The 20,546-nt window shown below is 39.0% G+C and carries 19 protein-coding genes; 4 read left to right on the top strand and 15 right to left on the bottom strand.

The genetic code is table 11. The features are described 5' to 3' along the window. Positions 1 to 45 precede the first annotated feature (45 nt). On the top strand, positions 46 to 786 hold the full coding sequence (locus ACFX4H_RS03130; protein WP_377433869.1) for an IclR family transcriptional regulator: 741 nt from the start codon (positions 46 to 48) through the stop codon (positions 784 to 786). Positions 787 to 1,425: 639 nt separating this feature from the next. Here the strand turns inward: ACFX4H_RS03130 and ACFX4H_RS03125 are convergent. From ACFX4H_RS03125 to ACFX4H_RS03095, 7 genes are all read right to left on the bottom strand, one after another. Continuing rightward, a complete protein-coding gene (locus ACFX4H_RS03125; protein ID WP_377433867.1) occupies positions 1,426 to 1,674 on the bottom strand; it encodes a biotin/lipoyl attachment domain-containing protein in 249 nt (82 codons plus the stop codon). A gap of 17 nt (positions 1,675 to 1,691) precedes the next feature. After that, the gene (locus ACFX4H_RS03120; protein ID WP_377433864.1) at positions 1,692 to 1,982 is read right to left on the bottom strand and encodes an SAV0927 family protein; all 291 of its coding nucleotides are present in this window, start codon (positions 1,980 to 1,982) and stop codon (positions 1,692 to 1,694) included. 34 nt (positions 1,983 to 2,016) lie between these two features. Next, entirely contained in the window at positions 2,017 to 3,294 is a 1,278-nt protein-coding gene (locus tag ACFX4H_RS03115; protein ID WP_063590769.1) for a Glu/Leu/Phe/Val family dehydrogenase, read from the bottom strand. A 366-nt stretch (positions 3,295 to 3,660) separates the two neighbouring features. Next, positions 3,661 to 4,362: an N-acetylmannosamine-6-phosphate 2-epimerase gene (locus ACFX4H_RS03110; protein ID WP_063577687.1), complete on the bottom strand. Its 702-nt coding sequence runs from the start codon at positions 4,360 to 4,362 to the stop codon at positions 3,661 to 3,663. 9 nt (positions 4,363 to 4,371) lie between these two features. Beyond that, positions 4,372 to 5,958 (bottom strand): PTS system mannose/fructose/sorbose family transporter subunit IID, encoded by a 1,587-nt coding sequence (locus ACFX4H_RS03105; RefSeq protein ID WP_377433861.1) that lies wholly within the window; start codon positions 5,956 to 5,958, stop codon positions 4,372 to 4,374. Between the two features lie 39 nt (positions 5,959 to 5,997). Next, positions 5,998 to 6,468 (bottom strand): PTS sugar transporter subunit IIB, encoded by a 471-nt coding sequence (locus tag ACFX4H_RS03100; protein ID WP_340876772.1) that lies wholly within the window; start codon positions 6,466 to 6,468, stop codon positions 5,998 to 6,000. Beyond that, entirely contained in the window at positions 6,468 to 6,872 is a 405-nt protein-coding gene (locus tag ACFX4H_RS03095; protein ID WP_377433858.1) for a PTS sugar transporter subunit IIA, read from the bottom strand. Before ACFX4H_RS03095 ends, ACFX4H_RS03100 begins: the two co-directional genes overlap by 1 nt. Before the next feature lie 213 nt (positions 6,873 to 7,085). Between ACFX4H_RS03095 and ACFX4H_RS03090 the strand changes: the two genes are divergently transcribed. Continuing rightward, complete coding sequence (locus tag ACFX4H_RS03090) at positions 7,086 to 7,940, top strand: MurR/RpiR family transcriptional regulator (RefSeq protein ID WP_377434708.1); 855 nt, start codon at positions 7,086 to 7,088, stop codon at positions 7,938 to 7,940. 386 nt (positions 7,941 to 8,326) lie between these two features. Here ACFX4H_RS03090 and ACFX4H_RS03085 read toward each other — a convergent pair whose 3' ends face one another. Further along, positions 8,327 to 9,673: an APC family permease gene (locus tag ACFX4H_RS03085; RefSeq protein ID WP_312008953.1), complete on the bottom strand. Its 1,347-nt coding sequence runs from the start codon at positions 9,671 to 9,673 to the stop codon at positions 8,327 to 8,329. A gap of 409 nt (positions 9,674 to 10,082) precedes the next feature. Here ACFX4H_RS03085 and speB point away from each other — a divergent pair, with 409 nt between their 5' ends. Beyond that, positions 10,083 to 11,051 carry an agmatinase gene (speB, locus tag ACFX4H_RS03080; RefSeq protein WP_323603690.1) on the top strand — a complete coding sequence of 323 codons (969 nt, stop codon included), beginning with the start codon at positions 10,083 to 10,085 and terminating at the stop codon, positions 11,049 to 11,051. A gap of 582 nt (positions 11,052 to 11,633) precedes the next feature. Here speB and ACFX4H_RS03075 read toward each other — a convergent pair. Both ACFX4H_RS03075 and ACFX4H_RS03070 read right to left on the bottom strand, forming a co-directional pair. After that, complete coding sequence (locus ACFX4H_RS03075; protein ID WP_377433854.1) at positions 11,634 to 12,698, bottom strand: M14 family zinc carboxypeptidase; 1,065 nt, start codon at positions 12,696 to 12,698, stop codon at positions 11,634 to 11,636. A 455-nt stretch (positions 12,699 to 13,153) separates the two neighbouring features. Next, positions 13,154 to 14,347: a M14 family zinc carboxypeptidase gene (locus ACFX4H_RS03070; RefSeq protein WP_377433851.1), complete on the bottom strand. Its 1,194-nt coding sequence runs from the start codon at positions 14,345 to 14,347 to the stop codon at positions 13,154 to 13,156. A gap of 341 nt (positions 14,348 to 14,688) precedes the next feature. On the opposite strand from ACFX4H_RS03070, the gene ACFX4H_RS03065 reads away from it, so the two are divergent. After that, positions 14,689 to 15,447: a GntR family transcriptional regulator gene (locus ACFX4H_RS03065; RefSeq protein WP_377433848.1), complete on the top strand. Its 759-nt coding sequence runs from the start codon at positions 14,689 to 14,691 to the stop codon at positions 15,445 to 15,447. A gap of 38 nt (positions 15,448 to 15,485) precedes the next feature. Here ACFX4H_RS03065 and ACFX4H_RS03060 read toward each other — a convergent pair whose 3' ends face one another. The 5 genes from ACFX4H_RS03060 to ACFX4H_RS03040 all read right to left on the bottom strand — a co-directional run bounded on the left by ACFX4H_RS03060 (position 15,486) and on the right by ACFX4H_RS03040 (position 20,542). Beyond that, the gene (locus ACFX4H_RS03060) at positions 15,486 to 16,322 is read right to left on the bottom strand and encodes a PfkB family carbohydrate kinase (protein WP_034311248.1); all 837 of its coding nucleotides are present in this window, start codon (positions 16,320 to 16,322) and stop codon (positions 15,486 to 15,488) included. A 17-nt stretch (positions 16,323 to 16,339) separates the two neighbouring features. Then, positions 16,340 to 17,146, bottom strand: coding sequence for a carbohydrate ABC transporter permease (locus ACFX4H_RS03055; RefSeq protein ID WP_226990416.1), 807 nt, complete (start codon positions 17,144 to 17,146; stop codon positions 16,340 to 16,342). An 86-nt stretch (positions 17,147 to 17,232) separates the two neighbouring features. Then, positions 17,233 to 18,111: a carbohydrate ABC transporter permease gene (locus ACFX4H_RS03050; protein ID WP_034307788.1), complete on the bottom strand. Its 879-nt coding sequence runs from the start codon at positions 18,109 to 18,111 to the stop codon at positions 17,233 to 17,235. Positions 18,112 to 18,152: 41 nt separating this feature from the next. Beyond that, on the bottom strand, positions 18,153 to 19,439 hold the full coding sequence (locus ACFX4H_RS03045; RefSeq protein WP_034307791.1) for an ABC transporter substrate-binding protein: 1,287 nt from the start codon (positions 19,437 to 19,439) through the stop codon (positions 18,153 to 18,155). 116 nt (positions 19,440 to 19,555) lie between these two features. Then, a complete protein-coding gene (locus ACFX4H_RS03040) occupies positions 19,556 to 20,542 on the bottom strand; it encodes an SIS domain-containing protein (protein WP_034307793.1) in 987 nt (328 codons plus the stop codon). Positions 20,543 to 20,546: the final 4 nt, after the last annotated feature.

Genomic DNA, 20,546 nt, shown 5'->3' with positions numbered 1-20,546 from the left:
ATTAACTTTTTATTTAACTTGTATGGAAAGATAGGTGGTTTGTATATGCAATCAATTGACCGCGCCATGAACGTTATAAAGGTGCTGGTATCCAATTCTTCGGAAAACTGGCTGTCAATTACGGAACTTTCCCAAGAATGTGATCTTCCTGTCAGCTCCATGCATCGTTTGTTAAAGGCAATGTCCTTGCATGGATTAATTCAACAGGACGGGCAATCCAAACAATATGGTTTGGGGAATATTTGGCTCGAATATGGTTTGCGCATGTATGACAAAATGGATTACATTAGTCAAATAAGGCCTGAACTCGAAAGGCTGATGAACAAAGTGGAGGAAAGCGTCTATCTAAGCCAACCAATCGGGATGGAATCACTCGTTATCGAAAGGATCGACAGTGAAAAGAGCCAAATCCGGGTTTATGACCAGCTTGGCTCACGTGTACCTATGCATATCGGGGCTGCCAATAAAGCGATGCTCGCCTATATGCCATATAATCAAACGAAAAAAATCGTAGATGCTCTTCTGCCATCTCAAGAAAGAGCAGCTTTTTGGGATATATTGCAAGAGACTAAAACGAAGGGACATGGGATCAGTCACAGTGAAAGAACAGAGGGAACATGTTCTGTTGCCGTACCGATATTGAACCATTTTGGTGAGGTTCACGGTGCGGTGAGCATTGGTTTTGTCAGTTTTAACCTGACAGATGAAAGACTCGATTTCCTCATTAAGAATGTGATGGAAACTGGGAATCGGGTTTCTGCAAAATTGGGGTATAGGGGACCATGAAAATAAGAGAGAAGTGGAGGATCATCGGATAAAACAAAAAGAAGATGAATCATATCATCTTCTTCAGACTGTAGACAAACTCGATGAAAATCGAGTTTGTCTATTTTTTATGGCTTGTACAACTTGGACGTTGATTAGAACGTAGGGCACTCGCTTTCCGCGGGCGGTCGGCCCTCGGCTTTCGCCTGCGGGGTCTCCGCTAGACGCGCTTTTCTAAGCAGGAGTCTCGAACACCCGCTCCAATCAACTTTGTCTTACCTTTTAGATAGAACACTTTTGCCTGGAGTCATTTTTGTTTTAAAACAGAAGTATTAAAACTTGAGGTGATGAGGATGCTTTCTAAACATGATTCTATTCAGCGAGATCAACTTGAAATGATTACTTTAGATCAACTGGCGCCACCGTACCATTTGGTTCGTAAAATGGAGGCTGCAATTAATTTAAAGAAGATTGCCAATTGGACATGGTGAGGTCCAAAAATGGCCTAACATGTGGGCTCGTAGAGCCGCAATCTCTTAACTTTAGGCGAAAATTCAAAGGGAATTTCAAAAGGGGTTCAGAATTTTTTAATTCCGAACCCCTTTTGTCTACAAACTGAAGAAGATGAATCATATCATCTCATCTTCTTTTCGTTTTATATTAATCGCTGCCGGTCACAAATAAATCTTCTTTAAAATAGGCGAGTACCTCGCCGGCCACCACTGGTTCGCCCTCCAATACCTCCAAAGTTTCTATTTTCCCGCTGACACCAATATCAATGATTTCCACACTTCCATCTGCCTTCTTAATCTGAAATAATGGTTCCCATTCGTAAAATCTGGAATTTTTGGATATTGAAATTTTTTCAACCCTGCCATCACAAGGGCTAAGAATCACATCAACGTACATTTACATCATTCCTTCCTTCAGTATTCTTCAAAATGAAATGGGGTTTGTAAAACTAACCTTAGAAAGTTTTGGAACTCAGATATATCTTCTTGTTCAATACCAAGGGTCGGAGCCCAGTACTGATCCAAATTAATATCATTGGCACAAAGCAGGATCATTCTTCCGCTTTGCATGGAAGTCACCATTGCTTTACCGAAAAACTGGGCCGAATATACAATGGTTACATCATATCTATAATCTTGTGACAATAAGCAAAAATGATGAATAGCCTGGTTTTCTTTATTTTCGGAAAGAATATCAAAATTCAACGGATTGCCTCCTTTCTTGTAAACCCTAATTCGTTCAGAACCTGATCCACCCCCGAAGCTGGGATGCTTCTGCTATTTTGCGAATCCCTTCAATATAAGCAGCCACTTTCATGTTCACGGAATATTTTTGTGAAGTATGGTAGACATTCAAAAAGCTGGCCGTTATCTTTTCCTTCAATCGTTCATCTACAAGCTCTTCCGTCCAGTAATAACCTTGATTGTTCTGGCACCATTCAAAATACGAGACTATCACCCCTCCTGAATTCGCCAAAATATCCGGGACTAGCACTATACCTTTATCATCGAGAATCTTGATCGCTTCCTTTGTCGTCGGCCCATTTGCTGCTTCAATCAGGATTTCACATTTTAGTCGTTTTGCATTATCCTTATTCACCACTCCGCTAATGGCTGCGGGGATCAGCACATCACACTCTTTTTCCAATAATTCTTGATTGGATAATGAATCTTTGTATAAGTTCGAAACGACCCCAAAAGAGTCCCTGTTCTCCAAAAGGTAAGGAATGTCCAATCCATTCGGATCATATAAACCTCCAAGTTCATCCGCTATTCCGACAACCTTTGCCCCCATTTCATGTAAATACAATGCTAAATGACTGCCAACATTCCCGAATCCCTGGATGATTACCCGCATGCCTTCAATGGGAATCCCCTTTAAATCACAAATCATTTGAAGTGTATATAATACGCCCTTGGAAGTGGCTTTTTCCCTGCCCTTCGATCCTCCTAATCTCAGAGGCTTTCCTGTAATGAAGCCCGGTGAATCGAATTCCCTGATGTGATCATATTCATCCAGCATCCAGGCCATGATTTGTGAATTCGTATACATATCTGGTGCCGGGATATCTTTTGTAGGGCCCACTATTTGACTTACTGCCCTGACATACCCTCTGCTTAATCGTTCAAGCTCAGATGAACTCATCTGTCTCGGATCACACACAATGCCGCCTTTTGCCCCTCCGTATGGAAGATCGGTTATTCCGCATTTCAAGCTCATCCATCCGGCCAATGCCTTAACTTCTTCAGGAGTGACATCCGGGTGAAACCGGATTCCCCCTTTCGTTGGACCTGCTGCATCATTATGTTGAGCACGATACCCTTGAAACATCCTTGTCTCGCCATTATCCATTTGAATAGGAATACAGACTTCCAGAAAACGCATTGGCGCTTTCAGAAAATCAAAAACCTGCTCTGGATAGTCCAAAACATGAATCGCTTCTTTTAAGATATCCTGGAATTCTTGCAGCGGATTATCCAATTGACGTTTTTCAATAACCTTAATTTTCTCTGTCATTTTAGCACCTCTCTTTTATTCTTATTACTTATTAAGCAACTTTCATGCCAGCTTTGAGGATATTGTATGAATAGCACCATACCGCCATTTGCCCTCATCCATATCACACATACACTCATCAGGACATATGTATTAATTCATAAGCAATTCAGATTTGCATATGTAAAAAGTGATGATTACATACAAAAAAAAGCACCAAATAAATGTATAAACATTCATTGAGTGCTCTTTTTTTGTTTATCTTGAAAAAGAAAGTGTTGACCTGTAGCAGATGCCAAATGATGGGTACAAATCTAATCAAAGGCAGTCAATCCTAGGAACCAACTGTTAAGCTTAAAAAAATACTCAAAATATATATTGAAACTTCTATTTTCCAACCAACAGGTTTAACTCATCTACAAACCTTTTTGTGATAATTTCCGGGCGAGTAATGGCCGTTCCTACTACAACTGCAAAAGCTCCACTTTCAATAGCTTTTCTAGCATGATCTTTCGTATGAATATGCCCTTCAGCGATGATGGGGATATTTAAGGCAGAAGAGAGTTTTCGAATAAGGTCATAATCAACCTCCTTCACGTATTTTGTTTCCTCTGTATACCCACACAATGTGGTTGATATTATATCAGCACCGAACTTTTCTGCGATTAGTCCCTCTTCAAAGGTCGCACAATCTGCCATCACTAAAATATTGGGATGCTCACTATTTATTTTACCTATGATTCTTTCTACCGTTTCTCCATGGGGGCGCTTTCGTTGAGTCCCATCTAATGCTACGATTGACGCTCCAGCCTCAATAATGCTTATAGCACTTTCATAGGTAGGAGTAATATATACTTCACATTCTTCGGTCCATTGCTTGTGAATACCTAATACAGGCAGTTTTGTTACCTTTTTAATCGCTTTAATATTTTCTGGCCCGGTAGCCCTAATACCAACTGCGCCTCCCTTTTCTGCAGCCTTGCTTAATGCGCCCATGATTTCCGCCCCATACATCGGCCATCCCCTTCTAGCCTGGCACGAAACTATCAATCCATTCTTAATAGATTCCAGTACGTTTTTTTTATCCATAATTACCACCTAAACAACCCCCAAGAATTTACCAGCTAATCCTACCATAAAGCAAAGGAGGATTAACCAGTAGATAGCTTTTTGATATTTAAGTAATGCCCATAAGAAACCAAGTGTTAAGAGGAGAGGTAAAAGCCCAGGTAAAATTGAATCAAGAAGTTCTTGTAAATTTATTTCTTTTCCACCAAAGTTCCATTTAGCAACCACGGCCACTTTAACAAAATTCACTACCATTGATCCTGTTACCATTAATCCTACAATGGTAGCTCCCTGAACAAACTTATTTAGCACATCAGAGTCTTTCATTTTAAGGATGAGGCTTATCCCAAACTGGTACCCATAGACAATACCGTAGTAACGGGAAAAAATATTGAGCAAGACGTTTGGCACAATAAATATAATGGGTCCAAGTGAATTTCCATCCAACGCCAAACCAGCGCCGATTGCAGCAAAAATGGTCATAAAAGTTGCTTTAAAAACAGAATCGCCAATTCCAGAGAGCGGTCCCATCAATGCGGCTTTCGTAGAAGAAATTGTGTCGGATGTGATGGGATTACCTTGTGCACGTTGTTCTTCAAGTGCTAGAGTAACACCTATGATGGCATTGGAAGTATACGGATGGCAGTTAAAAAATTCATTATGACGAACAACCGATTCTTTTAAATCCTGATTATTTGGATAGAGTTTTTTGAGTGCCGGCAATATCGCATAGCAGAATCCTAAACTGCCATAACGCTCATAATTTATAGACGTCATACTGAAGAAAGTGCGGAAGAATGTTTTCATTAAATCTTTCCTTGTCAGAATCGTCGTTTTAGCTGTACTCTTGCGGGAGGAATCACGGGGAATTCCACTATCACTTCCTTTCGTTCCCACTGCTGTAATGCTGACCGCGATTCCAAGACCCAAAAAGGCTATCGATAGTACATTTAGTTCCAAGTAGACTGCCAGAACAAATCCAATTAGGAAAAATGACCAAAACTTCTTGAAGTTCATCATTTTCAGGAGCATGGCCATTCCAATTGCAGGTAGGATCCCTGCTGTAATCTTTAACCCTTCCATAAACCAAGAAGGCATTGAGCCTACGATATTATTTACAAATTCACTACCAAAATAAACGGCTAAAAAAGTTGGAATGAACATCACTGTAAAAAAAACGATTATTCCAAAAAGGTGAAGCCGTTCTGCCCTTTTTAGATTTAGCTCTTGTAAAGCATTGTCTGCCCGATGCACTAGATAAATATTAAAGTTCCAAGCTAGCATGATTAAAAATTGTGCTAAAATACCGATTGGTAATGCCAGAGCAATTCCAACCTCAGGCTTCCCCCCAGCACTAATCGCGAAAATAGTCCCAATTAGACCAGCAATTTGTGCATTAGGAGGAACACTACCTCCAATGGGCAAGACCCCCATAAACATCAATTCCACACTGGCCCCTACAATCAATCCAGTCTGTAGGTCTCCCATTATTAGTCCCAACAATGGCCCAGCAAAAATGGGACGGCTAATCATCCAATATCCATATCCATAATTTTCGGTCATGAGAATTGCAACAAAACCACTTAACAAAATCGCTGATATTAACTCAATTTCCACTTTTCCTCCCCCTTTTTACTCTGACTATCTTTTCGACCATTAAATCTTGGTGAATAAATCAATCGATTTATCATTAGGAGAGGTTCTGATCTCACAAGGGATCCCGTGATCTCTAATCTTGAGGAAAGTAGATTTATCTTCTTCATCCAAATAGACTGTTTTACTTATTTCCTGTTTTCCTGCTTTATAGTACATGCCACCTACATTTATAGAAGGCAGAATGATACCTTTTTCAATGAGAGATAAAAGGACTCGAGGACTTTTTACTACAATAAACGTTTTTTCCTGATCAGACTGCTCAACCAGATATTTGACTGCATCTTCGACAGAAAGGATAGCATATCTTTTCCCCGAAGGTACTGCCAAGCTTAGTAACAAAAGTTGTGTAGGGTCGGTTGCAACCCTATCATCAATTACAATAAATTCTGTGACTTGATAAGCAACACTCCATGAATAAGCAACTTGCCCATGTATGAGTCGTTCATCGATACGGGTAACAACGATACTCATTACAATTCCTCCTTTATGGGGTTAACTGTAGAGTTTATATAGCAAATACTCATAGAGGTATTAGCTATAAGCTCTTCGGGACTTACCGGTGAAAGGCAAGATTCAATAACTAAACCTAAATGAAAACCAGCGATTACTTGTACCCGGCTACCTTTCAACACTTGAAGTGTAGCTGCATTGCATGGGGTACCCCCTTTAATATCTGCCAGAATGATTATTTCTTTGTACCAATCCAACAATTGATTGACGGCCGATTCCAGTTCTCTTGCAAATGAATCTAACGTTACTTGATCATCCATGCTCAATGCAAAGAGTTGCTTCTGTTTCCCTGCTATAAGCTCTACACAGTCTTTCATAGTCGAAGCTAAATTTCCATGACTTACAAGTAAAATGGCCCGATTCAAACTATCTCCTCCTTATAACGTAATTTTTTGAATATTCACACAAACCAATCTTATTGAAAAAGAATTAAAAAATCAAGGTTTTATTAAAAATAAAAGAAATAAAATTTCTTTTATGGCATTTTTTTTTGCATTATGTGCAAAAAACATTTCATTTATGATATAAATGAAACAATAGGGATTTACATCATTTAAAATATTTAATAAAGGAGACATATCATGAGCTTAACTTTATTACAAAAAATAAATGAAAAAGCCGATTCCTTGTCTCGTGCTGAACGGCAAGTAGCCAAATATATATTGGACCATGCAGATTTGGTGCAAACTTACACGATTTCTGAAATATCTACCAACGCAAATGTTTCCCAAGCTAGTGTTGTGCGTTTTTGTAAAAGAATGGGTATAGACAGCTTTAAAACCTTTCAACATACATTGGTGAAAGAAATGAGTTCAAATAATGCCAACATTAATGACCTTTCTTTACTGCGTGAAAATGATACGCCCTATCAACTTTTCCAAAAAGTAACTATGAGCAATAAATTTGCTTTAGACTCTTTAGTACAAACGCTTAACAAAAAAGAGTTTGAAAAAGCAGTGGAATGCTTAAGCCTAGCAAAGAAAATTGCATTTTTTGGTGTTGGGGGCTCCTCTACGGCTGCATTGGATGCTAGTAATAAATTTGCTAAACTTGGCGTTACTACAGGAATGAACACTGACTTTCATACAGTTATTTCCCATATTTCCAATTTCACACCAGAAGACGCGTTGGTCATTTTTTCCACATCCGGAAAAACAAAAGATATATTGGAGATGGCTTCATATGCGAAAAAGATAAACGTACCAGTATTGGCAATAACCGCTTATACAAAGTCTCCTTTATTGAAAATAGCAAGTATACAACTTTGTTTTCCTGACATCGAACATGATCAACGAATCGGTAGTATAGCATCTAGAATCATGCAACTTAACATGGTTGATGCTCTTTACTTAAGTGTTTTTCATCGAATCGATAAAAAAACCATAGATAACTATCAAAAAGCACGTGAAGAAATTCTACGACTAAGAAGATAGCCTGCTTAAGGATGTGTTTTACTACATTTCGTTAAGAGGCTTGGTATGTATTAATTCATAGGCATTTCAGGATTGCATACAAACTGACGCATCCTTATCGGATGCGTCAGTTTGTATGCAAAAGGAGCTTCCATCTAAAATTTTAAACATAGTTGATTGGAACGGAAGGTGCGAGACTCCTGCGGGAATAGCGAGTCTAAGGGAGACCCCACAGGCGCAATTGCGCCGAGGAGGCTCCCGGACCGCCCCCGGAAAGCGAGTGCCTGAAGTGGAAATCAACGTCCAAATTTGTACAAGCCAAAAAAAAATGTAGACAAACTCGATTTTCATCGAGTTTGTCTACATTCTGAAGCATCCTTATCGGATGCGTTTTTCCTTGCAAAGTCTTATAGCTGAATTTCTTCAACTTGGTATTGGGGCGGTGCCTTCCTGAATGCCTTTGTGATATATAATAGATAACAAAAACCAATAATGAACCAACTTGTCCCCATTATTAGGGAACTTGCCTCAAGGTTGATCCATAGAATGCCAATTGCTATAGCTCCAATTAAAGGCATAATTAAGTATTTAATACACCCCTTTACCGTTCGGTGCTCCTTTTCCCGAATGATAAAATGGCTGATCACTGAAAGATTTACAAAGGTAAATGCCATTAATGCACCAAAGTTGATCAGTGACGTTGCTGTCACTAAATCAAAGAATAATGCCGACATTGAAATGACTCCAACTATGAGTACATTAATGGCTGGTGTCTTCCACTTGGGATGAATGAATCCAAACCATTTTTCAGGAAACACTTTATCACGGCCCATAACATACAAAAGACGGGAAACGCTGGCATGTGATGCTAGTCCCGAGGCTAGCGTATTGACGAAAGTCGTACAAAGAAAAATGGATTGAAATAGCTTCCCGCCTACATAAAGGGCGATTTCCGGTAATGCAGCATCCGGTTCCTTAAAACGGGATATATCCGGAAAAAAGAGCTGAATAAAGAAAGATGCGGTAATGAAGATGATTCCACCCCATAGCGCAGTTAAAAATATCGCTTTTGGAATCGTTTTTTTCGGATCCGGCGTTTCCTCAGATAGGGTCGTTACCGCATCGAATCCCAAAAAGGAAAAACAAAGGATCGTAGCCCCGGTTATTATGGCCGAGAAGTCCATCCCTTCATTTACGAAAGGCATTAATGTAAACACTTCTCCTGTACCTTCTCCATCATTTAAACCTTTGACGACAAGAATGATGAACACTGCCATGATGGCAATCTGAATTAAAACAAAAAGCGCATTAAAATTAGCAAGTACATTGACGCTCCTGAGATTGAGAATGGTGACGATTGCTACGAACAATACTACCCAGATCCATGTAGGAACTCCTGGAAATAATGCTGTCAGATAAATTTTGGTCAACAATGCATTGACCATAGGTAAAAACAAATAGTCCAACAACGAGGACCATCCTACCAGGAATCCTACATGCGGGTTTATCGCCTTTTGCGTATAAGTGTAGGCAGAACCTGCAGCAGGAAAAACCTTTACAAGTTTTCCATAGCTGGCAGCTGTAAAAAGCATCCCCACCAATGCAACGATATAGGCAGTCGGCACATGGCCGCCCGTAATCCCAGATACAATGCCGAATGTATCAAATACGACCATGGGGGTCATATATGCTAACCCCATCATAACGATTTGCCATAATTTCAGTGATCTTTTCAATGTAACCTCATTTTCCACCTATCATTCCTCCTTGAAACCGCTTTCAAACCAGTGAGTTCAATTTCTTAACTAGAATAATCCCCATGCCTCCCTCTTTTTTAAAAGTTTTACCTGTATACCTTTATGCAATTTCTGTGCCACATGATTTCGGTTTATTTTGACAAACGAAAAACGGTTTAATTCCTGTATTCTTACCGGCAAATGATTGATTCACAGATATGAAGTCTTTCAGCATCTCTTCATCGGCGATTCAATTTCCCATAACTTATTCGCCTTTGCATACACAATGCCCATGTTATCTTGTAAAAACCCTCATTAAATCACTCACAGTGACTTGGCATGATAATTGCATGATTAATCATCTATAGGAATTCATTTAATGAGTTTCAAAACTACTATAGTTATAAGAAAATGGAGGAATAGAAAAATGAAATATCCTTTATCACCTGATGTTAAACCAGAGTTTTGTACCACCGGATCATTTATGCGCTTACCTTCTTCAAGGGAAAATGCCAAATTGGCAGTGGTAGGTATGCCTTTTGATACAGCTGCTTCATTCAGGGTAGGAGCCAGGTTTGCTCCACAGGCAGTCCGCCAAGCATCCATGACGTTGTTTCCTTATCATCCCATTCACAAGGTATTTCCGTTTGACGAATGTAATGCAATTGATATCGGGGATGTTTCGGTGATTCCCCATAATATACATCGAAGCTATGAGTTAATTGAAAAGGCTATGTCAGACTTGATGAAAAATGGCATCATTCCAATAGGCATCGGAGGAGATCATTCAGTAACATTGGCTAATTTAAGAGCAGCCGCAAAAATCCACGGTCCTGTTGCACTTCTTCATTTTGATTCACATACAGATACTTGGGATACTTATTATGAAGAAAAATACTGGCACGGTTCCCCGTTTATCCGTGCATATGAGGAAGGTTTGCTCCAAACGGATAAAGTTTTCCAGATTGGCATCAGAGGTACGCTCAATCATCCAGGAGATTTAGATTCCAGTACAGAACTAGGATACAATGTGATAACTACGCCCGAGCTGAAGAAGAGAGGAATCGAAGATGTCGTGAATGAAGTCAAGAAAACCATTGGGGATACACCATGTTTCTTGACATTTGATATTGATTTTGTCGATCCATCCTGCGCTCCTGGAACTGGCACATTGGAGGTCGGCGGTCTAAATAGCTTTGAAACCCTTGAAATGATACGCTCTCTGCAAGGATTCAACTTTATTGGGTTCGACCTGGTGGAAGTCCTCCCGCCGTATGATCCAACACAAATTACATCACTATTGGCAGCCACCATCATTCATGACTTTGCCAGTCTAGTAGCCTTACAACTAAAAGAAGAAGAAAAAAAGGAGAATTCAGCCGAAAAAAGTTTATAGGACAAACACTGGCCATACAGGCCGATACTGTTAATCGATCTGAAAGATCCAAGCTAATGATATAAAAGTCCTGAAATTCAAAAAGCACCTGTTTATGAAAACAGATGCTCAGACTGTAGACAAATTCGAAGAAAGCGAATTTGTCTACAGTCTTTTTTCTTTAAAAATGTTCCAGCTGATTTCGGAAATCCGCTCCCTTTCCGCCGACTGTCTGCCAATCCTCCTCGACGCAAGCGTCTGTGGGGTCTCGGCTAGCCAGCTATTCGGCAGGAGTGTCGCAAATTTCTTCAATCCATTGAGGGTTTCATAAAACAGAAAAAAACATTAAGGATCATCTAATCTTCCTTTAAAATCATGGTTATATGTGAAATCATTCCGAACCCCCTTTTATCGACAAATTGAGCATCTTCTTAGGTGAAAGCAGATGCTTTTTTTCTATGTTATCTTTTACTATAGTACTGCTATTTTAACTGTAAATAATGTCATATCGGGTTGGGAAAAATTGGCTCCTCATCCTGTTTCCGGCGACATAAGGAATCAAAAAAACACATCCCATCTGATAGAATGGAATGTGTCTTCATTTTATTCGTCCGATTCTATCCCGGGACGATTGGATTGTGTTGGCAGGGTGTCCCAAAAGCTTGCATCGACAGTTTCAATTGAATCATCGGCAATAGCTCTGACAGCTGCATCCAAAGTGGTTACTGTTTGCTTAATTAGATAGCCATTACTTTTTTGTCCAAGCGCTACAGACTCGACATTGTGGTCCGACATACCTCGCATCTCAAAGAGCAGTGTGGCAATGTCATAACGGACAGCTGCACCATTACGGCCTATATTTTCTCCAGAACCGCCATCATACCTACCAATATGCCCCCAACCAGTTGGTTCAATGGAGTTATATACGACAGCACCCAGTTTCTTTGACGCTTCTAACACTTCAGGCTTTACGTTCGCGTTTGTAGGATGAAGAATCGAACCTGAAACAAGTTCACCATCTGTTTCGCTTAGCGTCCCTTGATGATGTAAATCTATCATGTAATCTATATCGTATTTCGCAAATACTTTTTCGTGTAAAGCCTTTACTTCTACTTGCATGGAATCAGTTTTTTTATCATGCTCACGGTTTAAGTCGATCCCATTTGCATTTGCCCGTGTTAAATGCCGATCACCTTTTGCTAAATAGTCATCAAGAGGGAAATTGACATCTCCCATGGCTCCATCTGCATTTAACATGGGAATGATCAGTATATTAACATTATCCAATAAACCTTTAGTCTTATTCGTGCCTAGATGTTTAATGAATTCGAGAGCACCCTCGGTAGTCAGTTGTTCATTTCCATGCTGTTGCGTTAAAAATAGTATGGTTGGATTCTTAGGATTTGACATGTACTTCGCTAGGTAAATGTCCCTTCCTTTTACCGTTTCCCCGATTACTTCCAGTGCCAGCCTTTCTTGTTTAGCATCCTGCGTTTCAAGATAGCTCACCAGGCTTTCATATGTATGAAGATTTGAAGTTGTCACTTGACCATTTCCAGCACTGGGGCCATTTCCAACCGCTCCGACTGGTAACGCAACAGCTGTTACTGCGCCTAACGTCATTAAACTAGATAATGAAACTGATAGAACTTTCTTTTTAAAATTCAAAATAAACCCTCCTTATTAAATATAATAATCAAGAAATATAACTATTATTAATATTCTGACATTTTTACTACTTTATGTTAATAGTGAAAAATGACTATGTTTCCAAATAGTTCTTCTACCAAAAAACATTTTTGTTCCCGGTGAAGAAAAACCAGACGGACACCAGTCTGTTCAGACTTTAGACAAACTTGATGAAAATCGAGTTTGTCTATTTTTATGGCTTGTACAATTTGGACGTTGATTGGAACGTAGGGCACTCGCTTTCCGTGGGCGGTCGGCCCTCGGCTTTCGCCTGCGGGGTCTCCCCTAGACGCGCTTTTCTAAGCAGGAGTCTCGAACACCCGCTCCAATCAACTTTGTCTTACCTTTTAGATAGAACACTTTTTCCTAGAGTTCCGTCTGGTTACTTCAATATAGGCTGGAAGTTGATAGAACTATCATTTCCTCAATTTTTATTATTGCCTGCCCTCCGTCAGTGGAATGGACTCGTATTGTTCCGGATTGATTTTATATACAGAGCCATCAGTAACTCCATCAATTATTCCATATAACCCTCTTTCAACTGCTTTAATAAGCATGCCTTTTTTCTTTTGGCCAAAAGACTGTGTTTGACCTCTAACTTCAAAGAGTACTGTCCCGCTTCCGTTTAAAGCAAAGGCTCCTAAAGCCGTTCCAGGAAGGTTTTGGTTTTGCGGATACAAGGATATATTCCCATATGGAGAATTACCTTGTGCTTTCATGGCATTATATACCGCCACATTCAATTGTCTGGAAAAATCATAATTATAGTTTTTTGCATATTTTGCATAATCCTGCCCTGAAGGCGAGCTTGGATCAGGAACAAATTGAGCGGAAATCGAGTAGGTGACTAAATCATCCGTTCCATCAACTTCATAATAGGGAGCTTGGTGATGCAGGTCCACAAAAATCTCCACCTTACCGTATTGCTTCAGTAGAGACTTGTAAACATCACGTGTTGTTTGTGATTCAGGTGTTATGAACCAACCAGGGGTGGATGATTTTCCAGGGAAGTCTTTAGCTTGGGGAATATAATTTAAATCAGGATTAAAGTCACGATTAACATCGAAACCTGGTTTGGACTCATAATCGAATGATTCATTTTTGTATGTATAGTAGTTCCAAGATGGATTCGCTCCTGCTAACTGCGGAAACTGGTCGACGACCTCTGCCCAGGTCATATCATTTCCGCGACGGTTCAATTCAGCGGCATCGGGATTCATTTTAGGCAAAGCTACCAAGGTAATTTCTTTACGAATTTTTTCCGCTTCAGGTGTGTTGGTCCCCAAAAACTTCAAGATATTCAAGATGGCATCCGTACCAGTTTTCTCATTCCCATGGATCTCACTTTGAATGAAAACGACTTTGTCGCCAGTTCCCACGGTTGCTTTATAGATTTCTCTATGCCTATTGGAATATCCAGCTACATCCACTTTTACTTTACCTTGGCTATCACTCGCAATTTGTTCTAGCTTTTTCCCTAGTTCAGCATGATCTGTAAAACCTGAAACCGAATAAGTTTGTTGAATGGGTGTTCCCGGGGATGTTTCATTAGCTGCAAATGCTGGTGCCGCAATACTCGCCGTAAAAACGGCAACTCCCAGAGTTGAAATAACCTTCCTGTTTTTCATATGACAATAATCACTCCCTAAAAATATTCTTCTATCTCATTATACAAAATGGAAAAGTAGAAATATGTTGGAATTTGATGTCGTATTATGGCTATTTTATGATGCGGGCACCTGCTTTAGCTAAAAGTTGGGTGCTGCACTTATATATACTCTTTAATGTTAGTGCAAAAAAGCATATTTTCCCATAACAACGATCTCCGACATTGTTATCTCGGACCGTTGTTGCCGGATGCCTTTAACCATATATATATATTGGCTATGCATTTAGTCGAATTGATGATTTGTACTATAATATCACAATACGTTATAATAAAAGAAAAAAATAAGAGAAAGGGGAAAATATGAAACTCAACACTCATAGTTCTACGCCATTATATATGCAATTGAAACAATCTATTATTGAAGATATAAACAAAGGGATTTACTCTCCTGGCGAAAGATTACCAACCGAAACAGAATTATGTGACATATATGGAGTAAGTCGCATTACTGTTAGAAAAGCGGTTTTGGACTTGGTGGAAGAGGGTCTTCTAATACGCCAACAAGGAAAGGGAACATTTGTCCAATATCCTAAAGTAAAAAGGGAACTATTTGCTGTTAACGGTCATGCTGAATATATGTCAGAATTAGGGAAGATACCTCAAACTAAAATCCTTTCATTTGGAATCATACCCGCACCTGCTAATATTTCTAAATCCTTGGAGATTACTCCTGAAAGTGATGTTCTTGAATTACAACGGATCTTATACTATGATAATCAACCTCTCACCTTGGAAATTTCTCAGTATTCCTTAAAGGTTCTGCCTAATTTAAATGAGCATGTCCATAACTCCGTTTCCATGTATGACATCATAAAACATAAATATAATATAACTCCTGTTCATAACACGAAACTCTTAAATATGGTATTGGCAAATGCAGATGAAGCAAAATTTTTAGAGTGCGAAGTGGGAGATCCCCTTTTCAAAGTGGAGAAAGTGGCATATGACGCAAAGAAGCAGCCCATCCATTCCTCCTTCTTATATTATCCTGCCAATCGCGTGACCTTTACGATTGATAGTTCCATGTCGCAAGAAAAAGGTAACGAATCCCCCTCCTAATCCGGGATCTCGTTACCTTTTTCCATCTATAAATCATGTTAAACCAGCATATGGTCAGGAATATATTCTTTACCATACCCAAATGCTCCATAATCCTGACAGGTTTGGGAGGCAGCTAAAGCTCCTTTTTGTAAAGCTTTATTTACATCTTGCCCTTGGACATACGATGAGAGAAAACCAGCAATAAATGAATCTCCCGCCCCCAATGTATCTACAACTTTGGTTTGGATAATAGCTTGTTCATATAATTGATTTTCAATTGATAAGAGTGCTCCCTTTTCCCCACGAGTAACACATACCACTTTTGAGCCGAACGAATGCACTTTTTGAATCAGTGCATGGCACTCTGCAGTGTTTAAATTACTTCCTGAAAAAAATGCATATGTCACATACGGACAAACTTTTTGTAAATAGTGTTCCTCTTGATTTGTCGAAAAATCAAAAGAAATGTCAATGAGTTGACTTAATGATGGGAGGTTATGCTCAATATGGCTATAAACACTTGTATGAAGAAGGTCGTGTTGCCGAATATAATCCAAATCCTTGTCATTCAGTACAATCCCCAATCTGGATTGAATTCCCCCTCTATTGGAACCAATGAAAATTCGGTCCCCGTCCTTATCCAACGCGACGACGGCCATACCATTCTCCCCTACCGCTTGTCTTACTCTACTAATCTCCATCTTTTCCTTTTGCAATACCTCCAACACATGGTCTGCCGCCCCATCATTTCCTACAATGCCAATATATGAAGATTGCTCATCATTTAAACGATTGTACATGACTGCCACATTCAATGAATTGCCGCCGGGATATATCTTTCCTTGGTCTTTATAAAAATCTACTACGTTATCTCCAATTCCAATTAGCTTCATGCCTGTTCCCCCTGTAATCATTTTACACTTCCACTAGCAATTCCACGGATAAAATACTTCTGCATGAATAAAAATAAAATGACGATAGGTGCCGCTGAAATCGTTAATCCAGAAAGCAACACTCCCCAATCGGTTTGCAATGCATCTCGGAATTGCATTAAACCGGCAGGTATCGTACGCAAACTATCATCGTCTATAAAGATGATGGCGAACATGAATTCATTCCATGTATAGTAAGCTGTTAAAATTACCGTCGTTAATAAAATAGGTTTACTCATGGGTATGAAAATCCTAAAAAGGATTCCAAGGTTTGTGCACCCATCCAGCCGGGCAGCCTCTTCCAGTTCTTTCGGAATGGACAGGAAGTAGGCACGAATCAACAAGATGGTTAGCGGAATTCTGTATGCTACATAAGGTAAGATTAGCGCCCAATGGGTGTTATATATCCCAAGCTTCTGAATGATATTATACAAAGGGATCAGGCTTACTTGGGGAGATAGCATCAAACCGCCTAAGCATATGACCAAAATGAAAGCCTTTCCACGAAAATCGAAGCGAGATAATCCGTATGCACCTAACGCACTTACTAAAACCGTTAGCATACAAGTCATGCCAGTAACCATGACACTATTTAAAAAGTAGGAAGAAATCCCACTATTCCAAGCTGTAACATAATTTTCAAACAACCATGTATGAGGAAGTGACCAACTATGGTTGAAAATTTCCTCTGTGCTTTTGAAAGAACTGATGACCATCCATAATAAGGGATATGCAACAACAAGAAAGTAGGCGATCAAACCTGCATAAACAAGGGCTATTCTCATATTATAGGTTTTTCTTTTCCTTGCATACTCTAGATCTTCCACAACTAATTCCGGTACTCCGATCGTTGATTTAGGCATCTCCATTATTAGTCCTCCTTTCCCGTTTTAAATATTTTCATTTGAACAAGAGAAATAAGTAACGTAATAATTAAGATAACCGTTGCTATGGCAGAAGCATATCCCATCATATCTTTTGAAAAAGCCGTTTTATATAAATAGGTACTCAGGACTTCCGAAGAAGTTCCCGGTCCCCCTCCGGTTAAGATATATGGCTCATTAAACACTGTAAAGGCACCTGTCAATGTTAATATTACGGCGACGAATGTCATTTCCTTTGTTGCTGGAACCGTAATGTGAAAAAACGTTTTTATTTTATTCGCTCCATCCATTTCAGCTGCTTCATATAGTTCAGGTGAAATTTTTTGGATGGATACGATATATAGCATGGCTATATAACCAATTGATTGCCACTGTGAGACAGCAATGACTGCATAGATTGCCGTTTCACTATCACCCAACCATGGCAGTGCTAAATTATTCAATCCAATCATTTTAAGAAACTGATTTAACAACCCTACTTCCGGGTTGTAAAAAAATGAAAACAGCAATGCGATGACTGTCATTGAAACGACGACCGGCAAAAAATAGACTGTGCGAAATATAGGTGAAAATTTACGGATTAATTTATCTTCTAAAACAGCTGCAACAATTAACCCTCCAAAAACCTGGAAAACAATCGAAATGACAGCATAAAGAATATTATTTTTTAAAGCTTCATAAAATACAGGATCTTTAAATAAAGTAAAGTAATTATCCATCCCTACAAATGCTTTATCTGGTGAAAATGTACTCCAATTATACATACTATCGCCAATATTCTGGAAAATGGGAATATAAACAAGCAATAAAAAAACTAATGCTGGAAGAAGATATAGATAAGGTACAAATTTATCGGGTTTTATCATTAAAATATCACTCCCTTAATAAAACGGAAAAATGAATTCCCTTATTTCCCCGCTTCAAACCTAACGGTATCAGCAGCTTTTTGAACATCACGCATAATTTGTTTAGGTGTTTTATCTCCATTTAACATCATTTGTGTTCCGGTTAAATAGGCATCTGCAATACGTGCATCGATGCTCATGTCAAACCATGGGGCCATTTCTTTTGTGTTTAATATGCTTTGAACCGCTTCCAGCTGTTCCGGGGAAGAATTATTTTCATTCACCGTACCTTTAACTGCACTATACTTGCCCACATCAGTGACTAGTTTCTCTCCCATATGTTTAGTGGTTAGAAACTTTAAAAACTCCATCGCTTCTTTGGGATGCTTTGTCTTGGAAGAAACCATAAAGCCTTCAGGCGATCCCGTTAGATTTGTTTGATTACCCTTTCCTCCTTCTACCTCAGGAAAGTTAAACATTCCAAGTTCAAACTTAGTGGGTCCAAATAACTTGATCTCTGCCGTTTCTGCATAAAACATAGGTGCTTTACCATTTGAAAATTGCTGCCTTGCATATTCATGATCTATTGAATTAGTATTCTCATTAAAGTAAGGTAACAACTCTTGGAATTTCTCAAGCGCTTTTATGTAGTCGTCATCCTTGAATTTTCCGGTTTTTCGATTATAATCCATTGCCAGCACTTCCGGACTAACCAGACGTTGATTCAATGTGCCCACATAATGGGAAATTGTCCAAGTATCTTGACTGCCGAATTGAAGAGCTGTGTAGTTATTCTTTTTTAACACTTTTAATACATCGATAAAATCATTCCAGGTTTTAGGTGGGTGTATGTTCAATTTTTCGAAGACATCCTTGTTATAGAAAAACATTTTTCCATCCATTGTTACGGGGACACCATACACCTTATCATTAAATGTATATGGTTTGACTTGGGATGGAACGAGTTGAGAAGACCATGTCGGATCGTTTTTATAATAAGAAGTTAAATCCAAAGCTTTATTGCCTCGCACAAACTGACTGGCAAATTCATCACTCCAAGAGAAATAAACATCAGGTGGATTATTTGTACCTGTCATTACTTTAATTTTGTCTTTATACGAATCGTTTAGGACCGCTTCGGTTTTAATATGGATATCGGGGTTTTCTTTTTCAAATTCTTTTACAACTTCATTAAAGTAAGTTTTTTCCGGTTCCTTTGGCCACCTATGGAAAAATGTTAAGGTGGTTTTTCCAACATCTGATTCTGAAGATGTTCTTTCACCAGAACATCCCCCAAGCATTAAAGATAAACTTAAAAATGATGCGAATATAAGTTTTGTTTTTCTCATGAATACCCTCCTTTTTATAAATGCTTTTATCATCAGGAAATTATACTATAATGTTATAAAACATTATAGTATAATTCGCAAATAAAATATACAGAATATTAAGTTTCCTCTGGCTATCAGTATTCTACTTTCCACATATAACGCCTTTTGCTTAAGGGATGATTACGCGCTTCCGCTAATTCTTCTGCATATTGACGTAATACACGATTTAAGATAAGCGGTGCAATATATCCTTTTACTTCTTCATCAATACCATCAAGATCATACTGTTTTGCATCTAACACCGTTAGCTTTTTGCCATAACGCTGAGAAAAAGATAATGCTCTTTCTTCCAATGGTCTTGTTTCATCCAATCCCAATAGAATGATAAACGGTACATTTTCGTCAATAATTTCGAATGGTCCATGGAAGTACTCACCAGCATGAATGGCATGTGAGTGAATCCATTGCATTTCCATTAAGATACAAATGCTGAAAGAATAGGCTGTCCCATAGTTTGAACCACTTGCCATTGTATAGATAACAGGTTCTTTTGCATGAGATTGTGCGAATGCCCTTGCATTTGAAGCTTCTTGCTCCAGGGCTTTTTCATACACTGGCTGTAAGTTCTCCAAACTTGATACCAGTTTTCCGAACTTTTCATTGTTTTCCGCCATATGAAGTACACCAAAAACTAATTGATATAAAACACTGAGGTTTGTATCGAAGGCGTTTACACCGTTCCCCCATTCATATTTAATATAAAGGTCCGCATTTTGGGCCAATGGTGATGCTGGTTCATTCGTTAATGCCACTGTAAACGCACCTTTACTTTTTGCAAACTTAGCCGCTTCAGCTGTTTCAGGAGTTGTTCCGGACATCGAGCATAAAATGACTAAAGATTCCTTCCCTAGTTGTTGTGGATTGCGATGTATAAACTCATTTGAACTATACAGATCGGAGGTTATATTTTTAGCTTCACGATCCAGTATATACTTAGCTGAATACATAATGGCAGAAGATCCCCCGCATGCTACCAAATAAATATTGTTAATTTTTCTACCCTTTAATTGATCCAATACTGTTTTTACATTACTTTTTACATTCATAACCGATTTACTCATTTTC

The organism is Peribacillus sp. YIM B13477 (genome assembly GCF_042787955.1).
Lineage (GTDB): Bacteria > Bacillota > Bacilli > Bacillales > DSM-1321 > Peribacillus > Peribacillus frigoritolerans.
This window is presented reverse-complemented; position numbering and strand designations above follow the sequence as displayed.

Bases quoted from the DNA above. Each gene is read 5' to 3' on its own strand.
- speB (WP_323603690.1), top strand. From the start codon at position 10,083: ATGAAATATCCTTTATCACCTGATGTTAAACCAGAGTTTTGTACCACC.
- ACFX4H_RS03055 (WP_226990416.1), bottom strand. From the start codon at position 17,146: ATGAGAATAGCCCTTGTTTATGCAGGTTTGATCGCCTACTTTCTTGTT.
- ACFX4H_RS03110 (WP_063577687.1), bottom strand. From the start codon at position 4,362: ATGGATAAAAAAAACGTACTGGAATCTATTAAGAATGGATTGATAGTT.
- ACFX4H_RS03065 (WP_377433848.1), top strand. From the start codon at position 14,689: ATGAAACTCAACACTCATAGTTCTACGCCATTATATATGCAATTGAAA.
- ACFX4H_RS03130 (WP_377433869.1), top strand. From the start codon at position 46: ATGCAATCAATTGACCGCGCCATGAACGTTATAAAGGTGCTGGTATCC.
- ACFX4H_RS03060 (WP_034311248.1), bottom strand. From the start codon at position 16,322: ATGAAGCTAATTGGAATTGGAGATAACGTAGTAGATTTTTATAAAGAC.
- ACFX4H_RS03040 (WP_034307793.1), bottom strand. From the start codon at position 20,542: ATGAGTAAATCGGTTATGAATGTAAAAAGTAATGTAAAAACAGTATTG.
- ACFX4H_RS03070 (WP_377433851.1), bottom strand. From the start codon at position 14,347: ATGAAAAACAGGAAGGTTATTTCAACTCTGGGAGTTGCCGTTTTTACG.
- ACFX4H_RS03115 (WP_063590769.1), bottom strand. From the start codon at position 3,294: ATGACAGAGAAAATTAAGGTTATTGAAAAACGTCAATTGGATAATCCG.
- ACFX4H_RS03050 (WP_034307788.1), bottom strand. From the start codon at position 18,111: ATGATAAAACCCGATAAATTTGTACCTTATCTATATCTTCTTCCAGCA.
- ACFX4H_RS03100 (WP_340876772.1), bottom strand. From the start codon at position 6,468: ATGAGTATCGTTGTTACCCGTATCGATGAACGACTCATACATGGGCAA.
- ACFX4H_RS03045 (WP_034307791.1), bottom strand. From the start codon at position 19,439: ATGAGAAAAACAAAACTTATATTCGCATCATTTTTAAGTTTATCTTTA.
- ACFX4H_RS03125 (WP_377433867.1), bottom strand. From the start codon at position 1,674: ATGTACGTTGATGTGATTCTTAGCCCTTGTGATGGCAGGGTTGAAAAA.